The sequence below is a fragment of the Streptomyces sp. NPDC093065 genome, assembly GCF_044754585.1.
Lineage (GTDB): Bacteria > Actinomycetota > Actinomycetes > Streptomycetales > Streptomycetaceae > Streptomyces.
This window is the reverse complement of sequence record NZ_JBIVPJ010000004.1, coordinates 401,232-426,927: the sequence shown is the minus strand read 5'-3', so window position 1 is coordinate 426,927 and position 25,696 is coordinate 401,232. Positions and strand designations below refer to the sequence as shown.

Here is a 25,696-nt window from a genome sequence, read left to right as displayed (position 1 = left end):
CCCGCTACTTCGTCAGGGCGCCGACGACGGCGTCGACGTACGCCTCCATCGACCCGGGACCGCCGAACATCCAGATGCCGTCGTCGAGGCGGTGCACGTCGCCGGCCTTCACGAACGGCAGGGACTTCCACACCGAGTTCTTGGCCAGCTCACCGGTGAACGGGGTGGCGCTCGGGTCGTCGTCGTTGCCGATGTAGGCGAACCGGGTGTCCTTCGGCAGCTTGGTCAGGCCCTCGACGTCGGTGGTGCCGAGACCGTAGGCCTCGTCGCCCTTGACCGTCCAGGCGTTCTCGAGACCGATGGCCTCGTTGACCTCGCCGATGAGCGAGGTCGCCGTGTAGGGGCGGATCGATACCTGGTTGGAGGCGACGTAGCCGTCCGCGAAGGCGAAGTCCGTGCCGGCCAGCCCGGCGTCTGCCAGGGCCTTCCTGCCCTCGGCGACCTTGGTCTCGAAGCCCTCGCGCAGCGACTTCGCCTTGTCCGTGGTGCCGGTGGCCTCGGCGATGAGGTCGACGTTCTCCAGCATCTGGTCGATCTGGCCGGTGCCGTCGGCGGAGGTCACCTCGATCACCGGTGCGACCTCGCGCAGCTGCTTCACGGCGGCCGGGGTGAGGTCCGTGGTGGCGACGATGAGGTCGGGGGCGAGGGAGGCGACGGTGTCCATGCTCGGCTCGCCGCGGGTGCCGATGTCCTTCGGCTCGTTCTTCAGCGGCACCGCGCTGTCCCAGGCCTTGTAGCCCTTGACGTCCGCGACGCCGACCGGGTCGACCCCGAGCGAGACGAGGCTCTCGACGACGTTCCACTCGGTGGCGACGACCTTGGTGGCCGGCCCGTCGAGCTTCACCTCGGTGCCCTTGCCGTCCTTGAGCGTGATCGCCTCGGAGGCCTTCTTCTCCGTCTTGTCGGCGGCGGGTTCGGTGGTGCCGCAGGCGGCGAGGGTGAGCGCCGCGGCGGTGGTGGCGGCCGCGGTGAGCAGGAGGCGTCTCATGAGGTGGTGCCGAGCCTTTCGGGGGTTCGTATGCCGGGGGTTCGTATGTGATGGCGGCCGATCGGGCGGGTGCGCAGCCGGCCGGTCAGGGGGTCGGTGTCGACGTCGATCCGGATGCCGTACACGGCGGTCAGCCGTTCCGGCGTCAGTACGTCCTCGGGCAGGCCGTCCGCGACGATCCGGCCCGCTTCGAGCAGCGTGATCCGGTCGGCGACGGCCGCCGCCTGGTCGAGGTCGTGCAGGACGACCCCGACGGCGATGCCGTGCTCGTCCGCCAGGTCGCGGACGAGGTCGAGGAGTTCGACCTGGTAGCGCAGGTCGAGGTAGGTGGTCGGTTCGTCCAGGAGCAGTACGCCGGTCTCCTGGGCGAGACAGCTCGCGAGCCACACCCGCTGCAACTGACCGCCGGAGAGGTGGTCGGCACCGCGGTCGGCGAACTCGTCGACCCCGGTGAGCGCGAGCGCCCGGTCGACGGCGGCCGGGCCGTCCGGGTCGGGCCGCCCCCAGCGGCCCCGGTACGGATAGCGGCCGAACTCGACGACGTCCCGCACGGTCAGCCCGCCGGGGGTCGGCCGTCCCTGCGTCAGCAGGGCGACGTACCGGGAGAACTCACGGGACGTCAGCGCCAGGCCGTCGGTGGTGCCGTCGATGTCGAGGGTGGCACTGCGGGCGCGCTGCAGCCGGGCCACGGTCCGCAGCAGCGTCGACTTCCCACTGCCGTTCGGACCCACCAGGACGGTCACTTCGCCGGGCCTGAGCCTGACCTCCGCGTCGTGCACGACATCGACGCCGTCGTAGGCGACGGTCACGCCCGTCGCCGACAGCTCGTGTCCGCGCAGTCGCGGGGGGCCGGCCGCGTCTTCAGCTGATCTCACGCAGTGAAGGTTAGCCTAACCTAAGAGGTGCTGGTAGAGGCGGGGGTCACACCCGAACGCGGCCGCCGTCCCGCCGGCGTGTCCCCTGCCGGAAGCGGGATATCAACTCGCCTTCGGGGGACGGGTGTTCCACAGTCCCGCCCGGTTCAGGGACATCGGGCAGTGGAGGTAGATCTCGTCGATCTCCAGGAGCAGGGCGAGGTCCGGACGCCTTCCGTTCCGCGCCATCGTGCCGAAGAACGGCGCATCGGTGAGGATGCGCGCCCGGCCGTTGATCCGGAGCACCTCCTTGCCGCCGGGGATCAGATACAGCAGGCCGGCGTGCGGATTGTCCAGGATGTTGTGGAAGCTGTCCCCGCGCCGGTTGCCCGCGCGGTCGGGCAGGGCGAGGGTGCCGGAGTCGAGGACGTGGGTGAACCCGGGGGCGTCGCCGCGGGGCGACACGTCGCAGTTGCCGCCCGCGTCGGACGTGGCCAGCAGGCAGAAGGGGGAGCGGGCCAGGATGCCCCGGTCGTCGTCGGTGAGCCGGTCGTGCACCTTGTCGATGACCACGGGCCAGGGCTCGCCCAGCAGCTCGCGCAGTTCGGCGGGTGAGTCCAGTTCGACCCAGCCGTGCCCGGTCGCGGCGTCCGGTCGGTCCTCGGTCGCGTCGATCGTGTCTGGCAAGTCCGGCTCCACGGGTGTGTGCTGACCGGAAGCGGATGCTTCCGGCTGGTGGTTGCGCAGGCAACATTATCTGATGTTAGGTTCGCCTTACCTAACATCCGGAAGTGACCACTCCGGTGAGTTCGGGCTGCCCCGTGCCCTCCCAAGGAAACCGTAGATGCCCCCAGCCCCACCCGCCCGGCCGCGGCCCGCACCCCGCCGCGCCGTCCTCACCGCGGGACTTGGCGGACTCGTCGTGCTGCTGCTCGCGGCCGTCGTCCTCAGTCTCGGCGTCGGTGCGGGCGACGTCCCCCTCCACGACCTCGTGCACGGCGTGTTCGACCCCGACCGCTCCGTGCGCGCTCAACTCGTCGTCCGGGAAGTGCGGATACCACGCACCCTGGCCGGTCTGCTCGCGGGCGTCGCGCTGGGCCTGGCCGGCACCGTGATGCAGGGCGTCACCCGCAATCCGCTCGCCGACCCGGGCCTGCTCGGCATCAACTCGGGCGCCGCGGTCGCCGTCGTCTTCGCCATGAGCGTCCTGTCGCTGACCGAACCGGAGCAGTACATCTGGTTCGGCTTCCTCGGTGCCTGCCTGGCGGCGGTCCTCGTGTACGGGGTGGCGAGCTTCGGCCGGGAGGGCGCCACCCCGGTCAAACTCGCCCTCGCCGGAGCCGCCGCCACCGCGCTGCTGGTCTCCGTCACCGACACCATGCTGCTCACCGACAGCCAGACGTACGACCAGTTCCGGTTCTGGCAGGTCGGCGCCCTGAACGGCCGTGAACTCGACGTCCTCCTGCAGGCGCTGCCCTTCGTCGCCGCCGGCGCCGTCCTCGCCCTCGCGCTGGGCCCGCGGCTCAACGGACTGGCCCTCGGCGACGACATCGCCCGCTCCCTCGGCCAGCGCGTCGCCGTGGCCCGGCTGGCCGGGGCGGCGAGCACCGTCCTGCTGTGCGGTGCGGCCACCGCCGTGGCCGGCCCCATCGGCTTCGTCGGCCTCGCCGTCCCGCACACCGTGCGCATGGTCACCGGCCCCGACCACCGCTGGATCCTGCCCTACAGCGCGCTGCTCGCGCCCGCACTGCTCCTGGTCGCCGACGTCGTGGGCCGGGTCGTCGCCCCTCCCGGTGAGGTGCAGGTGGGGGTCGTCACCGCCGCCGTGGGCTGCGTGCCGTTCATCCTCCTGGTCCGCAGACGTGGAAAGGCCGCGCTGTGAACGCCCGCACCGCCTTCACCGGCCACAGGACCCGCGGCGGGTTCGCCGGCGCCACCGCCGCCGCCCGCGTCGACCGGCTCAGACGCGCCCGCCGGACCCGCTTCGGCCTCGTCTGCGCGAGCCTGGCGCTCGTCGCGGTGGCCGTGCTGCTGCTGTCCCTCACCGTCGGCGACATCCAGGTCCCGCTCGCCGACGTGTGGGCCGTCCTCACCGGCGGCGGCGACCCGGGCAGCCGGTTCGTCGTGCACGAACTGCGGCTGCCCCGCGCCCTGCTGGCCCTCGCCGTCGGCTGCTGCTTCGGGCTGTCCGGCGCGGTCTTCCAGGCCCTGCTGCGCAACCCCCTGGCCAGCCCCGACGTCATCGGCGTCAGCGCCGGCGCGAGTGCCGCGGCGGTCCTCGCCTCGATGGCGTTCGGCCTCAGCGGTCTCGCCCTGTCCGGGGGCGCGCTGGCCGGAGCGCTCGTGGCCGGGACCGCCATCTACCTGCTGGCCTGGCGCGGTGGGGTCAGCGGCGGCCGGTTCGTGCTCATCGGCATCGGCGTGGCCGCCGGACTGGTCAGCCTGCGCTCCTATCTGATGACCCGGGCGGAGGTCACCGAGGCGCAGAACGCGTTCGTGTGGCTGGCGGGCAGCCTCAACGGCCGCTCGTGGAACCAGCTGTGGCCGCTGCTCGGCTGCGCCGCGGTCCTCCTGCCGCTGACCCTGGCCGCGTCCCGGAGCCTGCCGGCGCTCCAGCTCGGGGACGAGGCGGCCGGTGGTCTCGGCGCCCGCGTCGAGCGCGGCCGGCTCGCCCTGCTGGCGAGCGCCACCGCCCTCGTGGGAGTGGCCACGGCCGCGGCGGGTCCCATCGGCTTCGTCGCCTTCGTCAGCCCTCCGATCGCCCGTCGGCTGCTGCCCGGCCAGGGCGCTGCCCTGCTGCCGTCCGCGCTGACCGGCGCGGCACTGGTCGGCGCGGCCGACTTCACCGCGCAGCACGCGCTGCCGCACACCCAACTGCCCGTGGGCGTGGTGACCAGCGTCGTCGGAGCCCCGTATCTGCTGTGGCTGCTCGCCCGCGCGGGCCGGGCCGGACGGGGCGGGTGACCGTGTCCCGACCCGAACCCCCCGGCCCGCCGGGCACGTCGGCGGCGACGGCGACGGCTGAGACGGCGACCGCGGCAACGGCGACGACGGCAGTGCGGACAGCGACAGCGACGGCGACGGCAGTGCAGACAACGACGACGAGAGAACCGACGACAAGGAGCGCACGGTGACGGCCCAGCACGCCCTGCAGACCAGGGGCCTCGGTCTCGGCTACGGCGAGCGCGAGATCATCTCCGCTCTCGACGTCGATCTGCCGCCCGGACGCCTCACCGTCGTCGTCGGCCCCAACGCCTGCGGCAAGTCCACCCTGCTGCGCGCCCTGGCGCGGCTGCTGACCCCGACGGCCGGCACCGTGCTCCTGGACGGCAAGGACATCCACGCCACCTCGACCAAGCGGGTCGCCGCTGCCCTCGGCATGCTGCCGCAGTCCCCGGTCGCGCCCGACGCCATCACCGTCGCGGACCTCGTGGGCCGGGGCCGCTACCCGCACCAGGGCTGGTTCCGCCGCTGGACCTCCGCCGACAGCGAGGGTGTCGCCGCCGCCATGCTCGCCACCGACGTCCTCGACCTCGCCGACCGCTCGGTGGACGAACTCTCCGGCGGACAGCGCCAGCGCGTCTGGATCGCCATGGCACTCGCCCAGGAGACCGACATCCTCCTGCTCGACGAACCCACCACCTACCTCGACATCAGCCATCAGCTGGACGTCCTGGACCTGCTCACCGACCTCAACCGGGACCGCGGCGTCACCCTCGCCGTGGTCCTGCACGACCTGAACCTGGCCTGCCGCTACGCCGATCACCTGATCGCCATGAAGGCCGGCCGCGTCGTGGCCGAGGGCGCGCCCGCCGACATCGTCACGCAAACCCTCGTCCACGACGTGTTCGGGCTGCACTCGACGGTCGTCCCGGACCCCGCGTCCGGCACCCCGATGGTCGTCCCCATCGGGCGGCACCACATCACCTCCCCGCATCCGCGCCTACCGAAAGAGTCCCCATGACCTCGCACCCCCCTGCCGCCCCCGCCCCGACCGGCCGACGTCCGGGGCGCCTGCGGAGCGCCGCCCTCGTCGCCGTACTGCTCGGTGTCCTCGCCGCCTGCGGCTCCGGGTCCGGCCCGGCCGACTCCGCGTCCGACGCGCCCGCGTCGAAGACGTCCGGTGCCTTCCCCGCGAAGGTGGCCACCAAGTTCGGCACCGTCACCGTCGACGCGCGGCCCGAGCGGGTCGTCGCGCTGGGCTGGGGCGACGCCGAGACCGCGCTCGCCCTCGGCGTGCAGCCGGTCGGCCAGAGCGACTGGCTCGCCTTCGGCGGCGACGGCGTCGGCCCCTGGGCGAAGGGTCTGTACGACAAGAGCCCCCAGAAGATCGGCACCCTGGAGCCCGAGTACGAGAAGATCGCCGCCCTGAAGCCCGACCTGATCCTCGACGTGAAGTCCAGCGGCGACCAGACCCGTTACGACACCCTCAGCAAGATCGCCCCGACGGTGGGCATACCCGAGGGCGGCGACCAGTACAAGATCGCCTGGCAGCAGCAGACCACCATGATCTCCACCGCCCTCGGTGTGCCGGACAAGGGCAAGCAGCTCATCGCCGGCACCCAGAAGAAGTTCACCGCCGCCGCCGCGGCGCACCCCGAGTTCAAGGACAGGACGATCACCGTCGGCTCCCGCACCTCCGCCGGGTGGGGCGCCTACGTGAAGGGCACCGACCGGGTCAACTTCGTCCAGCAGCTCGGCTTCCGCAACAACCCGAAGGTCGACGCGAAGGCCGGTTCCGGCTTCTCCGTCTCCGTCTCCGAGGAGAACCTCCAGCTGCTCGACGCCGACCTGGTCGTGATGGCCCCCATCGGGGTGGACGCCGGCAAGATCTCCTCCGACCCGCTCTTCAGGACGCTCGGGGCGGTGGAGCGGGGCCACTTCGTCGTCTTCGACGACCAGGACATCAGCCGGGCCTTCGCCACCAACTCCGTCCTGTCGGTCGGATACGCCGTCGACAAGGTGGTGCCGCTGTTCGCCGACGCGCTCAAGTGACGCGCGGGCCCGCCCGGAGGGCGAGCCGTGTCACGCGCCCCGTCCGGGGCATACGCGTGACACGGCACCGGCCCGGTGCCGCCGATCCGAAGGGATGTGCACCGTGCTCGCCATCGTCGCGGCTGTTCTGTTCCTCCTCGCCTGGCTGATCAACGCGGCGGAGGTGTCGACCAACGACGTCTTCACCTCCACCAACGTCATGCTCATCGGGCTCGCCCTGCTCGCCCTGCACGTCGCCGGGATCGGCAGCGGCTGGTCGGCCCGCGGGCGCCGCCGCTGAGCCGACCGCCACGGCCTCCCGTCGCCCGGTCAGGGAATGCGCGCCACGCCCGCGTAGATGCCGCTCTCCTCGGGCGCGGGCGGCTCCATGCCCTCGCCGTGCCATTCGGTGGCGGTGACCAGTCCGGGCGGCACCAGCTCCAGGCCCTCGAAGAAGCGGGTCACCTCCGCCCGGGTGCGGAAGCCGAGCCGGATGCCGCCCTTGGCGTACTCGGCGATCACCTGCTGCGAAAGCTCGGGGAAGAGATCGATCGAGGCGTGCGAGAGGACCAGGTGGCTGCCGGAGGGGAGGGTCTCCACCAGTCCCCGGACGATGCCGTGGGCGTCCTGGTCGTCCGGGACGAAGTGCATCAGGGCGATCAGCGACAGCGCGATCGGCCGGTCGAAGTCCAGGATGCCCCGGGCGTGCCGCACGATCTCGTCCGGCTCGCGGACATCGGCCTGGATGTAGTCCGTGGCCCCCTCGGGGCTGCTGACCAGCAGTGCCTCCGCGTGCCGCAGCACGATCGGGTCGTTGTCGGCGTAGACGACCCTGGCCCCGGGCACCGTCCGCTGGACGATCTGGTGCAGGTTGGGCTCGGTCGGGATGCCCGTGCCGATGTCCAGGAACTGGTCGATGCCCTGTGCGGCGAGGTGCGCGGCCGCGCGGTTCATGAACGCGCGGTTCTGTCGCGCCGCGTCCCGGGCCTCGGGCGGCAGCGTCTCGCCCACCGCCTCGTCGACCGGGTAGTTGTCCTTGCCGCCCAGCAGCCAGTCGTAGACACGCGCGGGATGGGCCCGGCCGGTGTCGATGTGGGGTGGCTGGGAATGGTCCGTCGTCATGGCAGGCTCCGTGGTCCGGGAGGTGACGCTCCGCCGCAGTTTTCGATCATCGTACTGCCGTCTCGGCGTGCCATGTGCCGGGCGGACGGAGGAAGTTGCCGTTGACCCGTGGATCACCGGCCGTCCGGGCGCAGGGTGCGCGGCGGACGGTGGGCCCACTCGCGGTCGGCGTCGGTGATCTCGCGCAGCACCCGGGCCGGATTTCCGGCGACGACCGTCATCGGCGGCACGTGTGCCGTCACCACGCTGCCCGCGCCGACCACCGAACCCCGGCCGACGGTCACCCCGGGCATGATCAGCGCACCGGCCCCGATCCACACGTCGTCCTCGACGCGGACCGGCGCGGAGAACTGCGTGCCGTCCCTGCGCAGGTCCGGGTGGACGGGGTGGCCGGTCGTACTGATCGTCACGTGCGGGGCGAACATCACCCGGTCGCCGACGAAGACCTCGACGTCGTCGACGAGGGTGAGGCCGAAGTTGGCGTACACGTCGTCGCCCAGGTGGACGCGGTTGCCGTAGGCCACGTGCAGCGGCGGCTCGATCCACACCGCCGTGCCCACGGAGGCGAGCAGCTCCTCCAGGACCGCCCGGCGGCCCTCCTCGTCCCGCGCACCGGTCCGGTTGTAGGCGTCGGCCAGCTCCTTGCCGCGCAGCCGCTCCTCCGCCAGGCCCGCCAGACCCGGACCGCCGTCCGAGTAGAGCTCCCGGGCCGCCATCCTGCGGCGGACCTCGCGCTCACGGGGGTCGGTGGTCATGCGCTCTCCTCGGGGCCTGCGGCAGGGGGGGCAAGTGACGGGTGCCGGCGGGACGGCCCCGGAGCGGGCGCGTGCCGCTCCGGGGCCCCCGTCGTGCGGTGCGGGATCAGCCGGTGGGCGTGCGCAGGACGGCGACGCCCCGGCCCGCCAGGACGACGGCGCCCTCGTCGCCGGTGGTGCCCACCAGCACCTCCCCGGTGAGCCCGGGGACGGTCACCGGCTCGTCGGTCCGGTTGACCAGGAACAGGAAGCGTCCGCCCGGGCCGCGGCGCACGGTGGCCTCGACCCGTCCCCGTGCCCCGGCGGGCAGTTCGCTCGTCACCCCGGCCGGCTCCAGGAGCCTCGGCAGCAGCGCGGCGAGCCCTTCGGCGCCGAGCCGGGTGGAGACGTAGGCGGCCGAACCGCTGCCCGCGCCGCGCCGGGTGACCGCGGGGCGGCCCGCGTGCGCACCGGTGCGGTAGCGGACGAGGACCTCGGTCCCGGGGGCGGTGACGGTGATGTGGTCGGTCCACAGGCCGCCGGTGCCGCCGTCGTCCAGCTCGACACCCTCCCCGGCGGGCAGCGGGCCGAACTCCTCGACGCGGATGCCGAGCAGGTCCCGCAGGGCGCCCGGGTAGCCGCCGAGCCACACGTGGTCGTTCCGGTCCACGATGCCGGAGAAGTACGTGGTGACCAGGTGCCCGCCCTGCTCGGCGTAGCGCGTGAGGTCCTTGGCCAGCTCGGCCGGGACCAGGTGCAGCACCGGGGCGATCAGCACCCGGTGGCGGCTCAGGTCGGCCCCGGTGGTGACGACGTCGGCGCGGATGCCGAGCGAGAGCAGCGCCGAGTACCAGTCGAGCGCCTCCTGGTGGTAGTCGAGCAGCGAGGTGGGGTGCGAGTCCTGCTCGCTGGCCCACCGCGACTCCCAGTCGAAGAGGATGCCGACCTCCGCGGGCTCCCGCTCGCTGCCGGCGACCGGCGCGAGCGCCTCCAGGGTGTCGCCGAGCGCGACGACCGAGCGGAACAGGTCGCTGTCCGCACCGGCGTGCGGAACCATCGCCGAGTGGTACTTCTCGGCGCCGGCCACCGACTGGCGCCACTGGAAGAAGCAGACCGCGTCGGCGCCGTGCGCCACGTGCGTCAGCGAGTCCCGGGCCATCTCGCCAGGCCGCTTGGCCAGGTTGACCGGCTGCCAGTTCACGGCGCTGGTGGAGTGCTCCATCAGGAACCACGGGCGGCCGCCCGCGATACCGCTGGTGAGGTTCGCCGAGAACGACAGCTCGTCGCGGGCCTGCGGGTGCGGGACGACGTAGTGGTCGTTGGAGACGAAGTCGACCTCGCCGGCCCAGTCCGCGTAGTTCATGCCCTTGGTGCCGGGCATCACCATGAAGTTGGTGGTGACGGGGACGTCCGGGGTCAGCTCCCGCAGGAGGTCGCGTTCCGCGCGCAGGTGGTCCTTGAGCGCGTCCGAGGAGAAGCGCTTGAAGTCCAGCTGCTGCGTCGGGTTCGGGTGCGAGGCGGCCAGCCGGGGCGGCAGGATCTCCTCCCAGTCGCCGTAGCGCTGCGACCAGAACGCCGTGCCCCAGGCGTGGTTGAGGGCGTCCGTGGTGCCGTACCGTGCGCGCAGCCAGTCCCGGAAGGCACGGGCCGCGTCGTCGGAGTAGTCGTAGACGTTGTGGCAGCCCAGCTCGTTGCTGACGTGCCAGGCGACCAGGGCCGGGTGGCCGGCGTAGCGGGTGGCCAGCTTCCGGACCAGGCGCAGGGCGTGCTCGCGGAAGACGGGCGAGGTCGGGCGCCAGTGCTGGCGGGCGCCCGGCCACAGCGTCTCGCCCCGCTCGGTGACCGGCAGGATCTTCGGGTGGGCGGTGGTCAGCCAGGGCGGCGGGGAGGCGGTGGCGGTCGCCAGATCGACGCCGACGCCGTGCTCGTGCAGCAGGTCCATCACCTCGTCGAGCCAGGCGAAGTCCCAGGTGTCGGGTCCCGGCTGGATGCGGGCCCAGGAGAAGATGCCGAGCGAGACGATGGTGACACCGGCCTCGCGCATCAGCCGTACGTCCTCCTCCCACACCTCCCGGGGCCACTGCTCGGGGTTGTAGTCGGCACCGTAGCCGAGACGGGGGGCGGGCGCACCGTCCGTCCCGCGGTGCCCGCGGGAGTGGAGGGTGGAGATCATGGCGGTCCTTCCGGTGGGGGGCGTGCGCTACTTCTGGACGGTGAAGCCCTGCTCCTCGCCGTACTTGACCGAGGCCTCCTGCCAGGACTTGAACCCCTCGGCGAGCGTGGTGCCGGAGACGTAGGCCTTGCCGACGGTGTCGTTGAAGACCGAGTTCGCGTAGACCTGGTAGGGCAGGTACGACCAGTCGTCGGGGACGTCGGCGGCCGACTCGGCGAAGATCTTGTTGGCCTTCTGGCCGCCGAAGTACGGGAACGCGGTGTCCTGGAACTTCGTGGACTGCAGATCCACGGTCGTCGCCGGGAAGGCGCCGTTCTTCAAGCGGGTCTGCACACCGTCCCCGGCGTTCGCGTACTCGACGAACGCGTACGCCAGCGCCTCGTTCTTGCCGAGTTCGGGGAGCGCGAGCGCACTGCCGCCGTTCTCGGCGCTCACCTTGCCGTCCGCGGTCCACTGCGGCATCGGGGCGACGCGCCAGTCGCCGGACGCCGCCTTCGCGCCGGACTCCAGGTTGGCGGGCATCCAGGCGCCGGTCGCCAGCGTCGCGATGCTGCCGTCGCCGAGGCCCTTGTACCACTCGTCGGTCCAGGCGGGGACGGAGGCGAGCAGCTTCTCGTCGATGAGCTGCTGCCAGGTGTCGGTGAAGGTCTTGGCGCCCTGGTCGGAGAAGTCGATCCTCACCTTGGTGCCGTTCACCGTGTAGGGGCGCGAACCGGCCTGCCAGAGCATGCTGGTGGCGAACCCGGCGTCGCCGTTGTCGGCGGTGATGTACGCCTTGGGGTCGGCCTTGTGCAGGTCGCGGGCGGCGTCCAGGTACCCGGCCCAGGTGGTGGGCACCTTGATGTCGTACTTGTCGAAGACCTTCTTGTTGTAGAACAGCGCCATCGGACCGGAGTCCATCGGCAGCGCGTAGACGCCGTCGGAACCGGCCTTCACCCCGTTCCACGGGCCCGGGGAGTACTTGGCGGAGAGCTTGTCGGCGCCGAAGGCCTTGAGGTCGGTGAGCTGCTCGGTCAGGGCGAACTGGCCCATCGCGTAGTACTCGATCTGGGCGACGTCCGGGACGCCCTTCTTCGCCGAGACGGCGTTCTGCAGCGCGGTGTACTCGTCCTTGTTGGTACCGGCGTTGACCAGGTTGACCTTGACGCCCGGGTGCTCCTTCTCGAAGTCGGCTGCCACCTGCTTCAGCGTGGGCTCCCAGGCCCAGACCGTGATGGTGCCGCCCTCCTTGAGGGCCGCCTGTATGTCCGCCTCGGAGACGGCCTTCCCGTTCGAACCCCCGTCGTCGGAGTCGCCGCAGGCGGTCGCCCCGAGGGCGAGGGCGCAGACGAGGGCCGTGCCGCGCAGGAGGCGGCGCGCGTGCTGGGGCAGCTGTGTGGGCATGAGTGTGCTTCCACTTCTTCGTGGCCGGAACCGGCACCGTTGAGGGTTGGCGAGGTCGTTGGTGAGGGGCGGGAGCAGGGGAGGGGTGTCCGTTGACGCCGGCTATTCCTTGACGCTTCCGGCGGCGAGACCGGACCGCCAGTACCTCTGGAGCAGCAGGAACGCGGCGATCAGCGGCAGGATGGTGATGAGCGACCCGGTGACGACGAGGTTGAAGACGGCCTCGCCGCCGGCGGTCGCGGCCTGCTGGTTCCAGCTGTTGAGACCCAGCGTCAGCGGATACCAGTCGGGGTCCTTGAGCATGACCAGCGGCAGGAAGTAGTTGTTCCAGGTCGCGACCGTGGTGAACAGCAGGACGGTGACGATGCCGGGCGCGAGCAGCGGCAGGGCGATCCGGAAGAAGGTGCGCACCTCGCCCGCCCCGTCGATGCGGGCCGCCTCCATCAGCTCGGTGGGGACGGCCTCGGTGGCGAACACCCACATCAGATAGAGGCCGAACGGCGAGATCAGGGACGGGACGATCACCGCCCAGGGGGTGTTGGTGAGCCCCATCTCGCTGAACATCAGGAAGGTCGGCACCGCCAGTGCCGTCCCTGGCACGGCCACCGCGCCGATGACGACGGCGAAGACGGCCCGGCGGCCGGGGAAGTCGAACTTGGCGAGCGCGTAGCCGCCGAGCACGGCGAGGAAGGTGGCGCCGCCGGCGCCGAGACCCACGTACAGCAGGGTGTTGAGCAGCCAGCGGGTGAAGACGCCGCCGTCGTAGGTGAACGTCTCGGCGATGTTGTCCCACAGCGCGAAGTCGCCGTCGAACCAGAGACCCGCGGAACGGGACAGCCCCTCCTGCGTCTTGGTGGCGCTGAGGGCCAGCCAGACCAGCGGCACCAGGCTGTACAGCAGCACCAGCGAGGTGAGCAGGGTCAGCAGCACGCTGCGCCGGGGCCTGTCGGCGGAGTGCCGGCGCCGGGAGGCACGCAGTCGGGGCACGGGGCCCGGCGCGCCGGGCCGTTCGGTGGCACGGCGGTCGGGGACGGTGGCGACGGGACCGGTCATCGCTGCCTCACACTCCCTTGCGCATGCCGCGCAGCTGCACGACGTAGGCGATGACCATGGTGATCAGCCCCATGACGATGGCGACGGTCGCGGAGTAGTTGTGCTGCTGTCCGTTGAACGACAGCGCGTACGTGTAGTAGTTCGGGGTGTAGTCCGTGGTGATGGCGTTGCGCGCCAGCGGCTGCAGGATGCTGGGCTCGTTGAAGAGCTGGAAGCTGCCGATGACCGAGAAGATCGTGGCGATCACCAGGGCACCGCGGATGGCGGGGAGCTTGATGGCGGTGATCACACGGATCTGGCCGGCGCCGTCGATCTGGGCGGCCTCGTACAGCGAGTGCGGGACGACGCGCAGCGCCGAGTAGAAGATCAGCATGTTGTAGCCGACGAACTCCCAGGTCACGATGTTGCCGATGGAGGCCAGCACCAGGTCGGGGGAGAGCGGGTCGGGCAGCGAGACGCCCAGCGCGCCGTTGATGTCACCGACCAGGCCGAAGCGGGTGCCGTACATGAAGCCCCACATCAGGGTGGCCACCACGGCGGGCACGGCGTACGGCAGGAAGATGGAGATGCGGAAGAAGTCCCGGCCGTAGAGGCGTCCGCTGTCCAGTGCCAGGGCCACCAGCAGCGCGAGGCCGAGCATGATCGGCACCTGTACGGCGAGGAAGAGCGAGACCCGGCCGAGCGAGGCCCAGAACCGGTTGTCCTGCAGGGCCTCGGCGTAGTTGTCGAGGCCGACGAAGGTGGTTCCGCCGATGAGCTGGTCGCGGAAGAGGCTGAGGTAGACCGAGTAGGCGATCGGCGCGAGGAACACCAGGGCGAACACGGCCACGAAGGGACCGAGGAAGCCCCACCCCGTCCAGGAACGGCGCTCCCGCCGCACCGGGGGTGGGGCCGGCCGCGGCTCGGCGGCGGCCGGCGGTTGCAGCGTCGTCATGTAGGTCCTCGCTCGTCACGTCCTGGAGCACTTCGAAGCCCCTGTCGGGCTCGGCGTGTTTACGTAAACATCATGTGCCGCGCGAAACGCCGGGGTCGCCGGGAGGGGCTGCTATGTTTACGTAAACATTCGGTGGCGGCATGTCTACACTGCCCCGAGGACGACGGTCAAGGGTCCTTTCGGAAGCCGGGACCGGAACAGCTGCGGAGAGGTGGTGGACGGCAGTGGAGACGGCTGAGGGAGTCGCTCGGGGCCGGGACGCGGGCACGCGGAAGCGGCGCGGCGGCCGGGTGCCCACGGCGTCCATGGCGGACGTGGCCCGGCTGGCGGGAGTCTCCTCGCAGACCGTCTCCCGCGTCTCCAACGGCTACGCGGGCGTGACCGAGGAGACCCGGCGGCAGGTGCTGGCCGCCATGAAGGAGCTGGGCTACCGGCCCAACAGCGCGGCCCGGGCCCTCAAGCGGGGTGAGTTCCGCACCATCGGCGTCATCACCTTCACGCTGGCCACCACGGGCAACGTGCGCACCCTGGAGGCCATCGCCGTCTCCGCGGCGAGCGAGGGGTACGCGGTGACGCTGCTGCCGGTCGCCGTCCCCACCCAGGACGAGGTGCGCGGCGCGTTCTCGCGGCTGGAGGAACTGGCCGTCGACGCGGTCGTGGTCATCATGGAGGTCCACCTCCTGGACGCGGCCTCCCTCACGCTGCCGCCCCATGTCCAGGTCGTCGTGGTCGACTCCGACGCCGGTGACCACTACACGGTCGTCGACACCGACCAGGCCGGCGGCTCCCGCGCCGCCGTGCGCCATCTGCTGGACCTCGGGCACGACACGGTCTGGCACCTCGCCGGTCCCGAGGGCTCCTTCGCCGCCCAGCGCCGCACCGACGCCTGGCGGCACACGCTCACCGAGGCGGGCCGCACCCCGCCGCCCCCGGTCCGGGGCGACTGGTCGGCGGAGTCCGGTTACCGGGCCGGCCTCGAACTCGCCGCCCGGCAGGAGTGCACCGCCGTCTTCGCGGCCAACGACCAGATGGCCCTCGGGCTGCTGCGCGCCCTGCACGAACGCGGCCGGCGGGTGCCCGAGGACGTCAGTGTCATCGGCTTCGACGACATCGCCGAGGCCGGTTCCTTCCTGCCCCCGCTGACCACCGTGCACCAGGACTTCGCCGAGGTCGGACGGCAGTGCGTACGGGCGGTGCTGCGCAAGATGCGCGAGACCGGCCCGGAGCGGGGCACGACCTTGGTCCCGACCCGGCTGGTGACCCGGGCGAGCACGGCGCCGCCCCCGGCGTGACGCGCGCGGGAGCGCCCGAGGGACCTCCGGCCGGTCCAGAGGCGGCCGAAGGGGGCGTACGGCCTGTTCAGGGGCGGCCGGGAGGGTAACCCCACAAGCCGACCGTTGTCCCCCCACGCCCGGGAGAGCCCCATGACTCAAGTCGCCGACTTCGTTCTGCAGCGTCTGTCCGAGTGGGGCGTGAAGCGCGTGTACGGCTACCCGGGTGACGGCATCAACGGTCTGCTCGGCGCCTTCGACCGGGCCGACGGGGACCCGGAGTTCATCCAGGCCCGGCACGAGGAGATGGCGGCGTTCATGGCCTGCGGCCACGCCAAGTTCACCGGCGAGGTGGGCTGTTGCGTCGCCACCTCGGGGCCCGGTGCCGTGCACCTTCTCAACGGCCTCTACGACGCCAAGCTCGACCACCAGCCAGTGGTGGCGGTCGTGGGCCAGCAGAAGCGGCTGTCGCTGGGCACCCACTACCAGCAGGAGATCGCCCTCGACCAGCTCTTCGCGGACGTGTCCGAGTACTGCCAGATGATCGTGCATCCGGGCCAGGCCCGGCACGTGATCGACCGGGCCTTCAAGACCGCGCTGACCACCCGGGGCGTCGCCACCGTCATCATCCCCAACGACATCCAGGAGGAGGAGGCCCAGCCCTCCCCGCCCAGGGAGCACGGCTCCGTCTTCTCCAGCGTCGGCTGGAGCCGGTCCCGTGTCCTGCCCGACCTCGACGAGCTGCGCAAGGCCGCCGACGTGCTCAACGCGGGCGACAAGGTCGCCATGCTCGTCGGGCAGGGCGCGGCCGACGCCGAGGCCGAGGTGATGGAGGTCGCCGAACTGCTCGGCGCGGGAGTCGCCAAGGCCCTGCTCGGCCGCCAGGTCCTGCCCGACGACCTGCCGTACGTCACCGGACCCATCGGCCTGCTGGGCAGCAAGGCCAGCGACAACATGATCCAGGGGTGCGACACCCTGCTCATGGTCGGCAGCAGCTTCCCCTACTCGGAGTGGCTGCCGGAGGAGGGCAAGGCACGCGGCGTCGAGATCGACATCGACGGCCGCATGATCGGCATCCGCTACCCCATGGACGCCCACCTCGTCGGCGACTCCAGGGAGACCCTGCGCGCCCTGATCCCGATGCTCCAGCGCAAGGAGGACCGCGGCTGGCGGGAGAAGATCGAGAAGGACGTCCGCGAGTGGCACGACCTGTGCGACCGCTGGGCCGGTGAGCACTTCGGCAAGACGATCAACCCGCAGGCCGTCGCCGCCGAACTCTCCCCGCGGCTGCCGGACGAGGTCCTCCTGACGGCCGACTCCGGATCCGGCACCAACTGGTGGGCGCGCCACATCCTGCTCCGCGACGGCATGCAGGCCTCGCTGTCCGGCACGCTCGCCACCATGGGCCCCGGGACGCCCTACGCCATCGCCGCGCGGTTCGCGTACCCGGACCGGCCGGTGATCGCCTTCGTCGGGGACGGCGCGTTCCAGATGAACGGCATGAACGAGATGATCACCATCAAGCGGTACCTGGACCGCCTGTCCGGGCCCGCGCCGTTCGTCTTCTGCGTGTTCAACAACCAGGACCTCAACCAGGTCACCTGGGAACAGCGCGCCATGGCCGGCGACCCCAAGTACCCCGGTTCCCAGGACATCCCCGACGTGCCCTACGCCGCCTACGCCGAACTCCTCGGCCTCAAGGGCATCGTCTGCGACGACCCCAAGAAGGTGGGCGCCGCCTGGGACGAGGCGCTCGCCGCCGGCCGGCCCGTGGTCCTGGAGTTCAAGGTGGACGCGGAGATCGCCCCGATCCCGCCGCACATCATGAAGGACCAGGGCAAGAAGGCCGTCAAGGCCGCGCTGCACGACCCGGAGGCCACCGGGATCGCCACCAAGGGCGTCCGCCAGAAGCTCACCCAGTACGCGGAGCACCTCCCCGGCCGGGGAAGGAAGTGAGCGGCGCGCACCGCCGCGGGCAGGTCGTCGTCACCGGGGCGACCGGAGGTGTCGGCCGGGCCGCCGCCCGCGCCTTCGGCGAGCGCGGGGCCGCGGTCGCCCTGCTGGCCCGGGGCGAACACGCCCTGCAACGGGCGGCCGAGGAGATCCGCGGGGCCGGCGGGCAGGCGCTGCCCCTGGTCGTGGACGTCGCCGACGCGGAGGCCGTGGACGCGGCGGCCGGCCGGATCGAGGAAGAACTCGGCCCCATCGACGTATGGGTGAACGCCGCGTTCTCGACCGTGTTCGCCCCCGTGGCCGAGATCCGGCCCGAGGAGCTGAGGCGGGCCACCGAGGTCACCTACTTCGGCTTCGTCCACGGCACCCAGGCCGCCCTGCGGCGCATGACGCCGCGCGACCGCGGCACCATCGTCCAGGTCGGATCGGCCCTGGCCGAACGCAGCGTCCCCCTCCAGGCCGTCTACTGCGGGGCCAAGCACGCCATCCAGGGGTTCACCGAGTCACTGCGCTGCGAGCTGCTGCACGACCGCAGCGGGGTGCGGGTGACCATGGTCCAGATGCCCGGGCTCAACACGCCCCAGTTCAGCTGGGTCCTCACCCGGCTGCCCCGCCATCCGCGGCCGGTGGCCCCCGTGTACCAGCCCGAGGTGGCCGCCGAGGCCGTGCTGTACGCGGCCGACCATCCCGAGCGGCGCGTGTACTGGGTCGGCGGCTCCACCGTCGCCACCCTGCTCGGCCAGAAACTCGCCCCGGGGCTCCTGGACCGCTATCTGGCCCGCACCGGCTACGAGGGCCAGCAGACGGCCCGGCCCGTCGACCCGTCACGGCCGGTCAACCTCTGGAAGCCGCCGGACGACACCGCCCCGGACGACTACGGCGCACACGGCGTCTTCGACGACGAGGCCCATCCACGCAGCCTCCAGTTCTGGGTCTCCGGGCGCCGCGGGCCGCTGGCCCTGGCCACCGCGGTGACCGGGGTGGCCGCCGCGGCACTCGCGGGCGGCCTGCGGCGGCGCGCCGCCGGCTGCCGACCTGGGCGGTCGACCGTCCCGGGGTGAGCCCGTCCCCGGATCAGTCCGGCCTGCGGTCGATGTTCCGCGCCCACCAGTGGTGCTCGCAGAACCAGTGCCCGACCATCGCGCCGCCGAAGACGACGAACCCGACCCCGATCAGCCAGGACTCCACCACCAGCACGATGCCGACCGCGCCGTAGCTGAACGCGTTGTCGAGGATGAGCGGGGTGAAGAAGAGGTACGAGAAGCCGCGCAGCCCGATCAGTCCCACCATGGTGGCGAGGGCTCCCGGCAGCAGGTCGCGCCAGCGGACCTGGCCGCCCAGCAGGAAGTGCTGGCCCCACCAGAAGAACAGCATGCCGCTGGCGGTCGACAGGGCGATCCGCGCACCGCCGTGCAGCGCGGTCCGCGTCTGCACCTCCTGGTAGAGGTAGGCGGTCAGCAGGATCACCCAGGTCATCTGGCGCCAGATGCGGTGCCAGGGGCCGGAGGGCAGTTCCCAGATGCGCTCGTAACCGTTCTGGACGCTCGCCGCGAAGGACACGCCGAACACGCCGAGCAGGATTCCGCCCCACACGCTCGTCGTGCCGACGACCTTGGTCGGTGGGCTGATGATGTCGGTGAGCACGCGGGCCGACCGCCCGGACAGGCCCATCCCGTCGGCCAGCCACGAGGCGAAGCCCCCGCGGGCCAGCGGATCGGCCGCGGCCACCACGATCAGCAGCGGAGCCAGCGTGACCAGGGCGAGCGTGGCGAAGCCCATGGCCCGGTGCATCAGCTCCAGGTCCCGGCCGCGCCGGACCAGCGCGGACGCGGCCAACCAGTCCCACGCACGGTGGAACGGCCGCCACAACCGGTTCACGGGTGCTCCTCGGGCGTCCTTTCGATGGCTCGCGACGGGGAACTGAGTGACCCGGCCGGGGCCCGGGCAAACGTCCGTGCACCCGGACGGAGCCCGGACGCGGCCGGGGCGTCAGGGATCCGAGCGCTGCTGGGCCTCCCGCATGCGCTCGTTGTGCCAGGCTATGGCGGCGCGGATCTGCGGTTCCTGGAGGCCCGTCCGGCAGCCGAGCTGGTCCATGCTCAGGGCGGGCGGGCCGGTGGTCAGGGCCCGGGTCAGCTTCGCCGCCCACAGTTCCTCGTCCACGAAGGGCCGGTCGGCGTACCCCGCCTTGATCATGTCGAAGTGGTCGTCCGAGCACGTGGTGACGAGTCGCAGTCCGTCGAACCACTCGTTGGTGGCGTCCGCCGCGGAGGAGTCCGGCACGTAGCCCTTCACCGACTCCGCCTCGGGGAAGACCCTGGCGCACAGGTCGCACAGCTCCATGGGGGCCGGCTCGGCGGTCCGACGGCCCTTCCTGCCCTTGCGCTTCCACATGGCGACTCCCGGGGATCGATGTCCGGAATGCCGGAGTTACCCGCGGGGCGGGAAGCAAACGCCCCGCGGGTGAGGTGCCCGGCCGCGGCCGGGCACGGTCAGGCCAGCCTGACCGGCAGGTCGAACAGGTCGTTCTGCGTCACCACCGGCTTGTTGCGCAGTTCCCCCACCGGCACCGCCAGGTCCAGCTGCGGGAAGCGGTCGTACAGGGCCGGGAGCGCCACACCGGCCTCCATCCGGGACAGGGCCGCGCCGGGGCACATGTGCGGGCCGTGACCGAAGGAGATGTGCCGGTTCTGGGACGTGCGGGTGATGTCGAAACCGCCCGCCGTCGGACCGTGCGCCCGCTCGTCGCGGCCCAGCGCGCCGTACGACACGATCAGCGCGTCCCCGGCGGGTATCACCTTCCCGCCCACCGGCACGTCCTCGGTCGCGAACCGGATCAGCACGTGCGAGGTCGGCGTCGAGTACCGCAGCGTCTCCTCGATCACCGCGGACCACTCGGCCTTGCCGCAGAGCACCAGATCCCGCTGTTCGGGATGGGCGGACAGGTTGACGACGGCGTTGACGATCAGCGAGATCGTCGTCTCGTGCCCCGCGGCCACCATCAGCTGCAGGGTCGAGACGATCTCCGCGTCGGTGAGGTGGTCGCCGTTCTCGGAGGCCTGGATCAGCGCACTCGTCAGGTCGTCCCCCGGGTCCGCGCGCTTCGCGGCGACCGTGTCCGCCATGATCGACGCCAGCTCGGTGAGGGTCGCCACGACCTCCTCGGGCGGGGTCTGCGTCGAGAAGAACCTCTCGAAGAGCACCTTCAGCCGCGGCAGCCGCGCCTCCTCGATGCCCATCAGGTCGGCGATGACGTACATCGGCAGCGGGTAGGCGAAGGCCGCCTTGAGGTCGACGACTCCGCCGTCCGCGGGCAGCTCGTCCAGCAGCCGGCCGGTCAGCTCGGTGATCCGCCCCCGCATGTGCTCCACCCGGCGCATGGTGAGCGCCTGCGCCACGAGCGTGCGCAGCCGGCGGTGCTCGGAGCCGTCCACCGTGAGCATCGAACGGCCGGGGTTGGCCAGCCCGATCAGCGGCCAGTCCGCGGGGATCTCGCCGCGCTGCCAGGCGCCCCACACGTTGATGTCCTTCACCAGGCGAGGGTCCGTGAGCAGGGCCTTGGCCTCCGCGTGGTGCGTGACCGCCCAGACGGGCACGCCGCCCGGCAGCTCCACCGCGGTGAGCGGTCCGGCGGCGCGCAGCCGGGCGCTCTCACCGTCCAGGTCGGTGACGAACGGGTCCAGCGGGATCCGGGCTTCTTCGGTGCCGGTCGTCATGCTGACGTGCCTCCCAGGGCAGTGGTCGGGGTGAACCGCACGGGCAACTCGGTCAGCCCCCGCAGCCAGGGCGAGGGGCGACGGGTGAGGGACCCGGCGGGCACCGCCAGGTCGATGTCCGGCAGCCGGTCGAGCACGACCTCGATGCCGGTGCGCGCGACGACCTCGGCGACCTCCTGCGCGGGGAACGGGCAGCGGTGCTCGCCGTGGCCGAAGGAGAAGTGCGCGTTGTTGCCGCCGGTGAGCGCGGAGCCGTCGGTGCGGACCTGCGGATCGGAGTTGGCACCCTGCAGCCCGAGCAGCACCAGGTCGCCGGCGCGGATGCGGCGCCCGCCGAGCTGTGTGTCGCGGGCGGCCCAGCGGCCGGCCACATTCTGCGTGGGCGTGTCCTCCCACAGCACCTCGTTCATGGCCTCGGCGACACTGTTGCGGCCACCGAAGAGCGAGGCGGCGAAGCGGTCGTCGGTGAGCATCAGGCGCAGCGAGTTGCCGATCCAGTCCGCCGTCGGCTGGTGGCCCGCGGCCATCATCACCATCAGGTCCTGGGCGACCTCCTCCTCGGTGAAGCCGCTCTCGTCCGCCAGCATCCGGGAGGCGACGTCGTCGGCGGGCGCCGCCTTCCGGTCGGCCAGCAGCGCGGCCATCGACGTGGCGAGGTGCGTCTGGCCCGCCAGGGCCCGCTCCCTGCCGTCGATCATGTCGTTGAGCGCGGTGACGAGCGCCGGGCCCTGCTCGTCGGAGAACCCGTACAGACGGGCCAGGACCCGCACCGGCAGCAGCATCGCGTAGTCGCCGACGAGGTCGGCCTCGCCCTTCGCGCACAGCCGGTCCACGAGTTCGTCGGCGAAGCGTTCGGCGTGGCCGCGCAGCGTGTGCGGGTCGACCGCCTCCAGCGCGTCACTGATCATCGCGGCGCGCTCGCGGTGCCGCTCGCCGACCGTGTAGAGGATCGACGGCTGCCTGCGGCCGATCATCGGCAGCAGCGGCCAGTCGTCCGGGATGTTCTCCCACTGGTTCCACAGGTCCGAGTCCCGGCTGAACAGCACCGGGTCGCCGGTCACCTGGTGCAGCTCGCGGTAGCCGAGCACCAGCCAGGCCGGTACGCCGCCGTCCAGCACCACCGGTGTGACGGCGCCGTGCTCGCGCCGCATCTGCCGGTACAGCAGCGCGGGTTCGGTCTGGAAGCGGGGGCCGCCGAGCGGTACGGCGTCCTTGACGTCGCGGGCGTCGGTGCTCACACGAACTCCTGTCGGGGTGGGGCGGCGTAGCGGGCCCGCAGGTGCTCGACCAGCGTGATCAGCACCTGCTTGCTCGACTCGCGGGACCTGGCGTCGCAGGCGACCAGCGGCACCCGCGGGTCCAGGTCGAGGGCCTCGCGGACCGCCTCGGGCGAGTGTTCCGGGCCGCCGAAGTCGTTGCAGGCCACGATGAACGGCGTGCCGTGGTGCTCCAGGCGGTCGATGGCGTACCAGGAGTCGTCGATGCGCCGGGTGTCGACGAGGACCACCGCGCCGAGCGTGCCCGAGAACAGCCGGTCCCACAGGAACCAGAACCGCTCCTGGCCGGGCGCGCCGAACAGGTACAGCACGTTGCGCGCGTCGAGGCTGATGCGTCCGAAGTCGAAGGCGACGGTCGTCGCGGACTTGCCGCGCACCTCGCTGATGTCGTCGAACGCGGCGCCGGCCTGCGTCATCGTCTCCTCGGTGTTGAGAGGACGTATCTCGCTGACCGAGCGGACCATGGTCGTCTTGCCGGCACCGAACCCGCCCACGACCACGATCTTCAGGCCGTTGTCTGCGGACGCGCCCAGCGGGGTGCGCGCCGGGGCGCTCGCCGGGGTACGGGCGTCAGAGATTGCGGAGTCCAACGAGCACCTGCTCCAGGATGTCGGGGTCGGGGACGGCTGCGGTGTACGGGTGGCGTGCGCTCACCCGGCCGGCGGCGTGCAGGTCGGCGAGCAGGATCTTGGTGATGCTCACCGGCAGCCGCAGTTCGGCGGCGATCTCCACCACGGCGGTGGGCGCCTCGGTCAGCCTCAGGATCGCCGTGTGCTCCGACTGCATGCCGGGTGTCGGCCCGCACTCGGCGACCACGAGGGTGACCAGGTCGAAGGGGTTGTCGGGGCCCGGGCTGCTGCGTCCCTGGGTGACGGTGTACAGGCGGTCGGGTGCGTCGTCCCTGCCGGGGCGGCTCATGAGGTGCGCGGCTGCGCGGTGAGGTGCTCGCCGAGCTGCTCGATGAGTTCGCTCATGTTGTGCCCGACGAGGCCCGCGTCCGCGTCCTCCGAGGTGACCACGGCGAGGTGCGCGCCCTCACCGGCCTCCACGATGAACAGGACGCCGCCGTAGAACTCGGTCATCGCCGAGCGCACCCCGCCGCTGCCGTCGCCGAACTCCACGGAGGCGCCGTGGGACAGCGACTGGATGCCGGCGGCGATGGCGGCCAGTTGGTCGGCCTGGTCGACGGAGAGCTCCGGGGTGCGGCACAGCTTGAGTCCGTCACGGGAGAGGACGAGTGCGTGCCGCGCGCCCGGAGTGCGCTCCAGGAGGCCCTCGATGAGCCAGGTGAGCTTCTCGTCGGCGGTGGTCGAGCCGGTCATGAAGTGGTGTCGCCTTCCGGGTGCGCGGATGAGTGGGACGGATGGTCGGGGGCCGTCTCGGCCGGTTCGGGGGCGGCGCCGGTGGTGTTCCGCACGGCCTGGCGGAAGCTGCTGAAGCGGGCCGCACGCGCCTTCGCGTCGTCGGCGGAGGGTGTGGGGCGCGGCTCGGCGGACCGGGAGGCGGTCCGGGCGCGTTCGGCGGCGGCGAGGGTACGACCCCGGCGGCGCTTGGGCAGCTCCACGGCGGGCTGCTCCTGCGCCGGAGCCCGGTCCTGAGCCGGGCCCTGGTCTTGAACCCGGTCCTGGTTCTGAGCCCGGTCCTGGGCGTGTGCCCTGTGGTGGTCCTGAACCTGGTCGTGGTCCCGGGCCTGGTCCTGGTTCTTTGTCCGGCGGTGGTCTTGAACCTTGTCCCGGCCCTGTCCCCGGTTCCGCCCCTGATCGCGGTCCCTGTTCGGGTCCGGGTCGTGGTCCTGAATCTGGTCCGGGTCCTGGACTCGGCTCCGGTCCTGTCCCCGGTCCCGCCCCTGATCCCGGTGGTCCCGGTCCTGTTCCCGGTCCGCGAGGTCGTGGGCGGGCAGCGGTTCGCGGGCCGTGTCGGCGGGGACGGACACGGACGCGGGCCCGGGCCGGGCCTCGGAGACGGGCGTCGCGGGGGCCTGCCCCTGGGCCGCCGGTGCCGTCGTCCGCGTGTCGGAGACGGCGGGGCCGCTCAGGATGTCCTGGGGGACGAGCATCAGCACGCCCGTGCCGCCGCGTGCGGAGGGCCGGAAGGACACCTTCAGCCCGTACTTGGCCGACAGCCGGCCCACCACGGCCAGACCGAGCCGGGTGCCGGTCAGGCCGCCGAGGGCCGCCGTCTCACCGGCCACCGCCTGCTGGGCCCGGCGCAGTTGCACCTCGCCCATCACCAGCCCGCTGTCCTCCACGGACACGATGACCCCGGCCGGCACCTCCTCCACGTACACGTGGACCTCCGCCGTCGGCGGGGAGAAGTTCGCCGCGTTGTCGAGCAGTTCGGCCAGTGCGTGCATGACACCCTCGGCGGCGTGCCCGGCGACCGCGGAGTCGCTGGTGCAGTGCACGCGCACCCGCTGGTAGCCGGCGATACGGCCCATGGCGCCCCGCAGAATCGACTCCATGCCGATCGGCCGCGCCCAACGACGGCCGGAGCGCGCGCCGGTGAGGACGGCCACGGAGTCGGCGAGCCGGCCCGCCTGCGCGGTGCGGTGGTCGAGGTGGAGCAGGTCGGCGAGGACCTCCTCGTCGCTGTGCCGTTCCTCCATGGCGCGCAGGTCGGCGAGCATTCCGGTGGCCAGCGCCTGCATGCGGCCGGCCGCGTTCGCGGTCGCCGAGACGGCGGCGGCGCGCTCGGCGGTGGCGCGCTTGAGCTGCGAGCCGAGGCGGGCGCTCTCCTCGGCGAGGTGTGCCGTCTCCGCGGCCCGCTGCCCGGCGAGCCGCGCGCGCTCCTGCTCGAAACCGTCCGTGAGCCGCTCCCGTTCACGCGTGAACTCGGCGACGAGAACGCCGCGTTCACGATCGGCCTCGGCCGCGGCGCGGGCCCGTTCGGCGTCCGCCTCCGCCCGGGCGGCGTCCAGCAGCCGACGTGTGGCCCGCTCCGCGCGGACGGCCTGCACGGCCGCCGTCAGTGCCGCGCAGAGCAGGATCGCGCCGGCGCCGGCACCCAGCCCGAGCGGAAGCCGTACCGAGGAGGGTGCCGCGGCGACGGCACCGCCGACGACGAGCGCCGCCACGACGGCGCACGGCAGGGCCACTGCTGCGAGGGCGCGGGGAGAGGGGCGGTCGCCGGGGCGGGCGGGCGCGGTCATCAATCGGGTCCTCGCCAGGCCGCCTCAGCGGCCCTCGTGTCGTCCAACGGGGCGCATGCGAGCAGAGGGCTGTCACATGGCACTCAACTGGCGATCACTATACGAGGGTTGGTGAT

At 72.2% G+C, this 25,696-nt stretch carries 25 protein-coding genes; 8 read left to right on the top strand and 17 right to left on the bottom strand.

The features are described from left to right. Positions 1-4: 4 nt before the first annotated feature. The 3 genes from cdtB to ACIQFU_RS10435 all read right to left on the bottom strand — a co-directional run bounded on the left by cdtB (position 5) and on the right by ACIQFU_RS10435 (position 2,529). A complete protein-coding gene (cdtB, locus tag ACIQFU_RS10445) occupies positions 5-988 on the bottom strand; it encodes a siderophore ABC transporter substrate-binding protein CdtB (RefSeq protein WP_402550459.1) in 984 nt (327 codons plus the stop codon). Beyond that, positions 985-1,863, bottom strand: a complete 879-nt coding sequence (gene cdtA / locus ACIQFU_RS10440; protein ID WP_402550458.1) for a siderophore ABC transporter ATP-binding protein CdtA — start codon at positions 1,861-1,863, stop codon at positions 985-987. Before cdtA ends, cdtB begins: the two co-directional genes overlap by 4 nt. A 102-nt stretch (positions 1,864-1,965) precedes the next feature. Next, entirely contained in the window at positions 1,966-2,529 is a 564-nt protein-coding gene (locus ACIQFU_RS10435; protein WP_402550457.1) for an MSMEG_1061 family FMN-dependent PPOX-type flavoprotein, read from the bottom strand. A gap of 157 nt (positions 2,530-2,686) precedes the next feature. Here ACIQFU_RS10435 and ACIQFU_RS10430 point away from each other — a divergent pair, with 157 nt between their 5' ends. The 5 genes from ACIQFU_RS10430 (at position 2,687) to ACIQFU_RS10410 (ending at position 7,117) form a co-directional block, all read left to right on the top strand. Next, a complete protein-coding gene (locus tag ACIQFU_RS10430) occupies positions 2,687-3,724 on the top strand; it encodes a FecCD family ABC transporter permease (protein WP_402550456.1) in 1,038 nt (345 codons plus the stop codon). Further along, positions 3,721-4,806, top strand: coding sequence for a FecCD family ABC transporter permease (locus ACIQFU_RS10425; protein WP_402550455.1), 1,086 nt, complete (start codon positions 3,721-3,723; stop codon positions 4,804-4,806). The genes ACIQFU_RS10430 and ACIQFU_RS10425 overlap by 4 nt, the downstream gene beginning before the upstream one ends. Positions 4,807-4,972: 166 nt before the next feature. After that, positions 4,973-5,806 carry an ABC transporter ATP-binding protein gene (locus ACIQFU_RS10420; protein ID WP_402550454.1) on the top strand — a complete coding sequence of 278 codons (834 nt, stop codon included), beginning with the start codon at positions 4,973-4,975 and terminating at the stop codon, positions 5,804-5,806. Beyond that, on the top strand, positions 5,803-6,837 hold the full coding sequence (locus ACIQFU_RS10415) for an ABC transporter substrate-binding protein (RefSeq protein WP_402550453.1): 1,035 nt from the start codon (positions 5,803-5,805) through the stop codon (positions 6,835-6,837). Before ACIQFU_RS10420 ends, ACIQFU_RS10415 begins: the two co-directional genes overlap by 4 nt. 94 nt (positions 6,838-6,931) lie before the next feature. Continuing rightward, positions 6,932-7,117, top strand: coding sequence for a hypothetical protein (locus ACIQFU_RS10410; RefSeq protein WP_402550452.1), 186 nt, complete (start codon positions 6,932-6,934; stop codon positions 7,115-7,117). Between the two features lie 29 nt (positions 7,118-7,146). On the opposite strand, the gene ACIQFU_RS10405 is transcribed toward ACIQFU_RS10410, so the two are convergent. The 6 genes from ACIQFU_RS10405 to ACIQFU_RS10380 form a co-directional block, all read right to left on the bottom strand. Then, positions 7,147-7,938: an SAM-dependent methyltransferase gene (locus tag ACIQFU_RS10405; RefSeq protein ID WP_402550451.1), complete on the bottom strand. Its 792-nt coding sequence runs from the start codon at positions 7,936-7,938 to the stop codon at positions 7,147-7,149. 113 nt (positions 7,939-8,051) lie between these two features. Continuing rightward, the gene (locus tag ACIQFU_RS10400; RefSeq protein ID WP_402550450.1) at positions 8,052-8,693 is read right to left on the bottom strand and encodes a sugar O-acetyltransferase; all 642 of its coding nucleotides are present in this window, start codon (positions 8,691-8,693) and stop codon (positions 8,052-8,054) included. A gap of 106 nt (positions 8,694-8,799) precedes the next feature. Beyond that, positions 8,800-10,845 carry a beta-galactosidase gene (locus tag ACIQFU_RS10395; RefSeq protein ID WP_402550449.1) on the bottom strand — a complete coding sequence of 682 codons (2,046 nt, stop codon included), beginning with the start codon at positions 10,843-10,845 and terminating at the stop codon, positions 8,800-8,802. A 27-nt stretch (positions 10,846-10,872) separates the two neighbouring features. Then, positions 10,873-12,228: an ABC transporter substrate-binding protein gene (locus ACIQFU_RS10390; RefSeq protein WP_402550448.1), complete on the bottom strand. Its 1,356-nt coding sequence runs from the start codon at positions 12,226-12,228 to the stop codon at positions 10,873-10,875. Positions 12,229-12,330: 102 nt separating this feature from the next. Next, positions 12,331-13,281 (bottom strand): carbohydrate ABC transporter permease, encoded by a 951-nt coding sequence (locus tag ACIQFU_RS10385; RefSeq protein WP_402550447.1) that lies wholly within the window; start codon positions 13,279-13,281, stop codon positions 12,331-12,333. Between the two features lie 7 nt (positions 13,282-13,288). Further along, positions 13,289-14,215, bottom strand: coding sequence for a carbohydrate ABC transporter permease (locus ACIQFU_RS10380; RefSeq protein ID WP_402550446.1), 927 nt, complete (start codon positions 14,213-14,215; stop codon positions 13,289-13,291). 224 nt (positions 14,216-14,439) lie between these two features. Between ACIQFU_RS10380 and ACIQFU_RS10375 the strand changes: the two genes are divergently transcribed. From ACIQFU_RS10375 to ACIQFU_RS10365, 3 genes are all read left to right on the top strand, one after another. After that, entirely contained in the window at positions 14,440-15,507 is a 1,068-nt protein-coding gene (locus ACIQFU_RS10375; protein WP_402550445.1) for a LacI family DNA-binding transcriptional regulator, read from the top strand. A gap of 132 nt (positions 15,508-15,639) precedes the next feature. Next, entirely contained in the window at positions 15,640-17,442 is a 1,803-nt protein-coding gene (locus tag ACIQFU_RS10370; RefSeq protein WP_402550444.1) for a thiamine pyrophosphate-requiring protein, read from the top strand. Continuing rightward, the gene (locus tag ACIQFU_RS10365) at positions 17,439-18,500 is read left to right on the top strand and encodes an SDR family oxidoreductase (RefSeq protein WP_402550443.1); all 1,062 of its coding nucleotides are present in this window, start codon (positions 17,439-17,441) and stop codon (positions 18,498-18,500) included. Before ACIQFU_RS10370 ends, ACIQFU_RS10365 begins: the two co-directional genes overlap by 4 nt. Before the next feature lie 13 nt (positions 18,501-18,513). On the opposite strand, the gene ACIQFU_RS10360 is transcribed toward ACIQFU_RS10365, so the two are convergent. The 8 genes from ACIQFU_RS10360 to ACIQFU_RS10325 all read right to left on the bottom strand — a co-directional run bounded on the left by ACIQFU_RS10360 (position 18,514) and on the right by ACIQFU_RS10325 (position 25,580). After that, the gene (locus ACIQFU_RS10360) at positions 18,514-19,317 is read right to left on the bottom strand and encodes a ribonuclease BN (RefSeq protein WP_402550442.1); all 804 of its coding nucleotides are present in this window, start codon (positions 19,315-19,317) and stop codon (positions 18,514-18,516) included. A 111-nt stretch (positions 19,318-19,428) separates the two neighbouring features. After that, positions 19,429-19,833, bottom strand: coding sequence for a hypothetical protein (locus tag ACIQFU_RS10355; RefSeq protein WP_402550441.1), 405 nt, complete (start codon positions 19,831-19,833; stop codon positions 19,429-19,431). Positions 19,834-19,931: 98 nt separating this feature from the next. Continuing rightward, positions 19,932-21,155, bottom strand: coding sequence for a cytochrome P450 (locus ACIQFU_RS10350; RefSeq protein ID WP_402550440.1), 1,224 nt, complete (start codon positions 21,153-21,155; stop codon positions 19,932-19,934). Further along, the gene (locus tag ACIQFU_RS10345) at positions 21,152-22,393 is read right to left on the bottom strand and encodes a cytochrome P450 (RefSeq protein ID WP_402550439.1); all 1,242 of its coding nucleotides are present in this window, start codon (positions 22,391-22,393) and stop codon (positions 21,152-21,154) included. The genes ACIQFU_RS10350 and ACIQFU_RS10345 overlap by 4 nt, the downstream gene beginning before the upstream one ends. After that, on the bottom strand, positions 22,390-23,022 hold the full coding sequence (locus ACIQFU_RS10340) for a GTP-binding protein (RefSeq protein WP_402550438.1): 633 nt from the start codon (positions 23,020-23,022) through the stop codon (positions 22,390-22,392). Before ACIQFU_RS10340 ends, ACIQFU_RS10345 begins: the two co-directional genes overlap by 4 nt. Then, positions 23,003-23,350, bottom strand: a complete 348-nt coding sequence (locus ACIQFU_RS10335; RefSeq protein ID WP_402550437.1) for a DUF742 domain-containing protein — start codon at positions 23,348-23,350, stop codon at positions 23,003-23,005. The genes ACIQFU_RS10340 and ACIQFU_RS10335 overlap by 20 nt, the downstream gene beginning before the upstream one ends. After that, a complete protein-coding gene (locus ACIQFU_RS10330; RefSeq protein ID WP_402550436.1) occupies positions 23,347-23,754 on the bottom strand; it encodes a roadblock/LC7 domain-containing protein in 408 nt (135 codons plus the stop codon). The genes ACIQFU_RS10335 and ACIQFU_RS10330 overlap by 4 nt, the downstream gene beginning before the upstream one ends. Then, positions 23,751-25,580, bottom strand: a complete 1,830-nt coding sequence (locus ACIQFU_RS10325) for an ATP-binding protein (RefSeq protein WP_402550435.1) — start codon at positions 25,578-25,580, stop codon at positions 23,751-23,753. Before ACIQFU_RS10325 ends, ACIQFU_RS10330 begins: the two co-directional genes overlap by 4 nt. Positions 25,581-25,696: the final 116 nt, after the last annotated feature.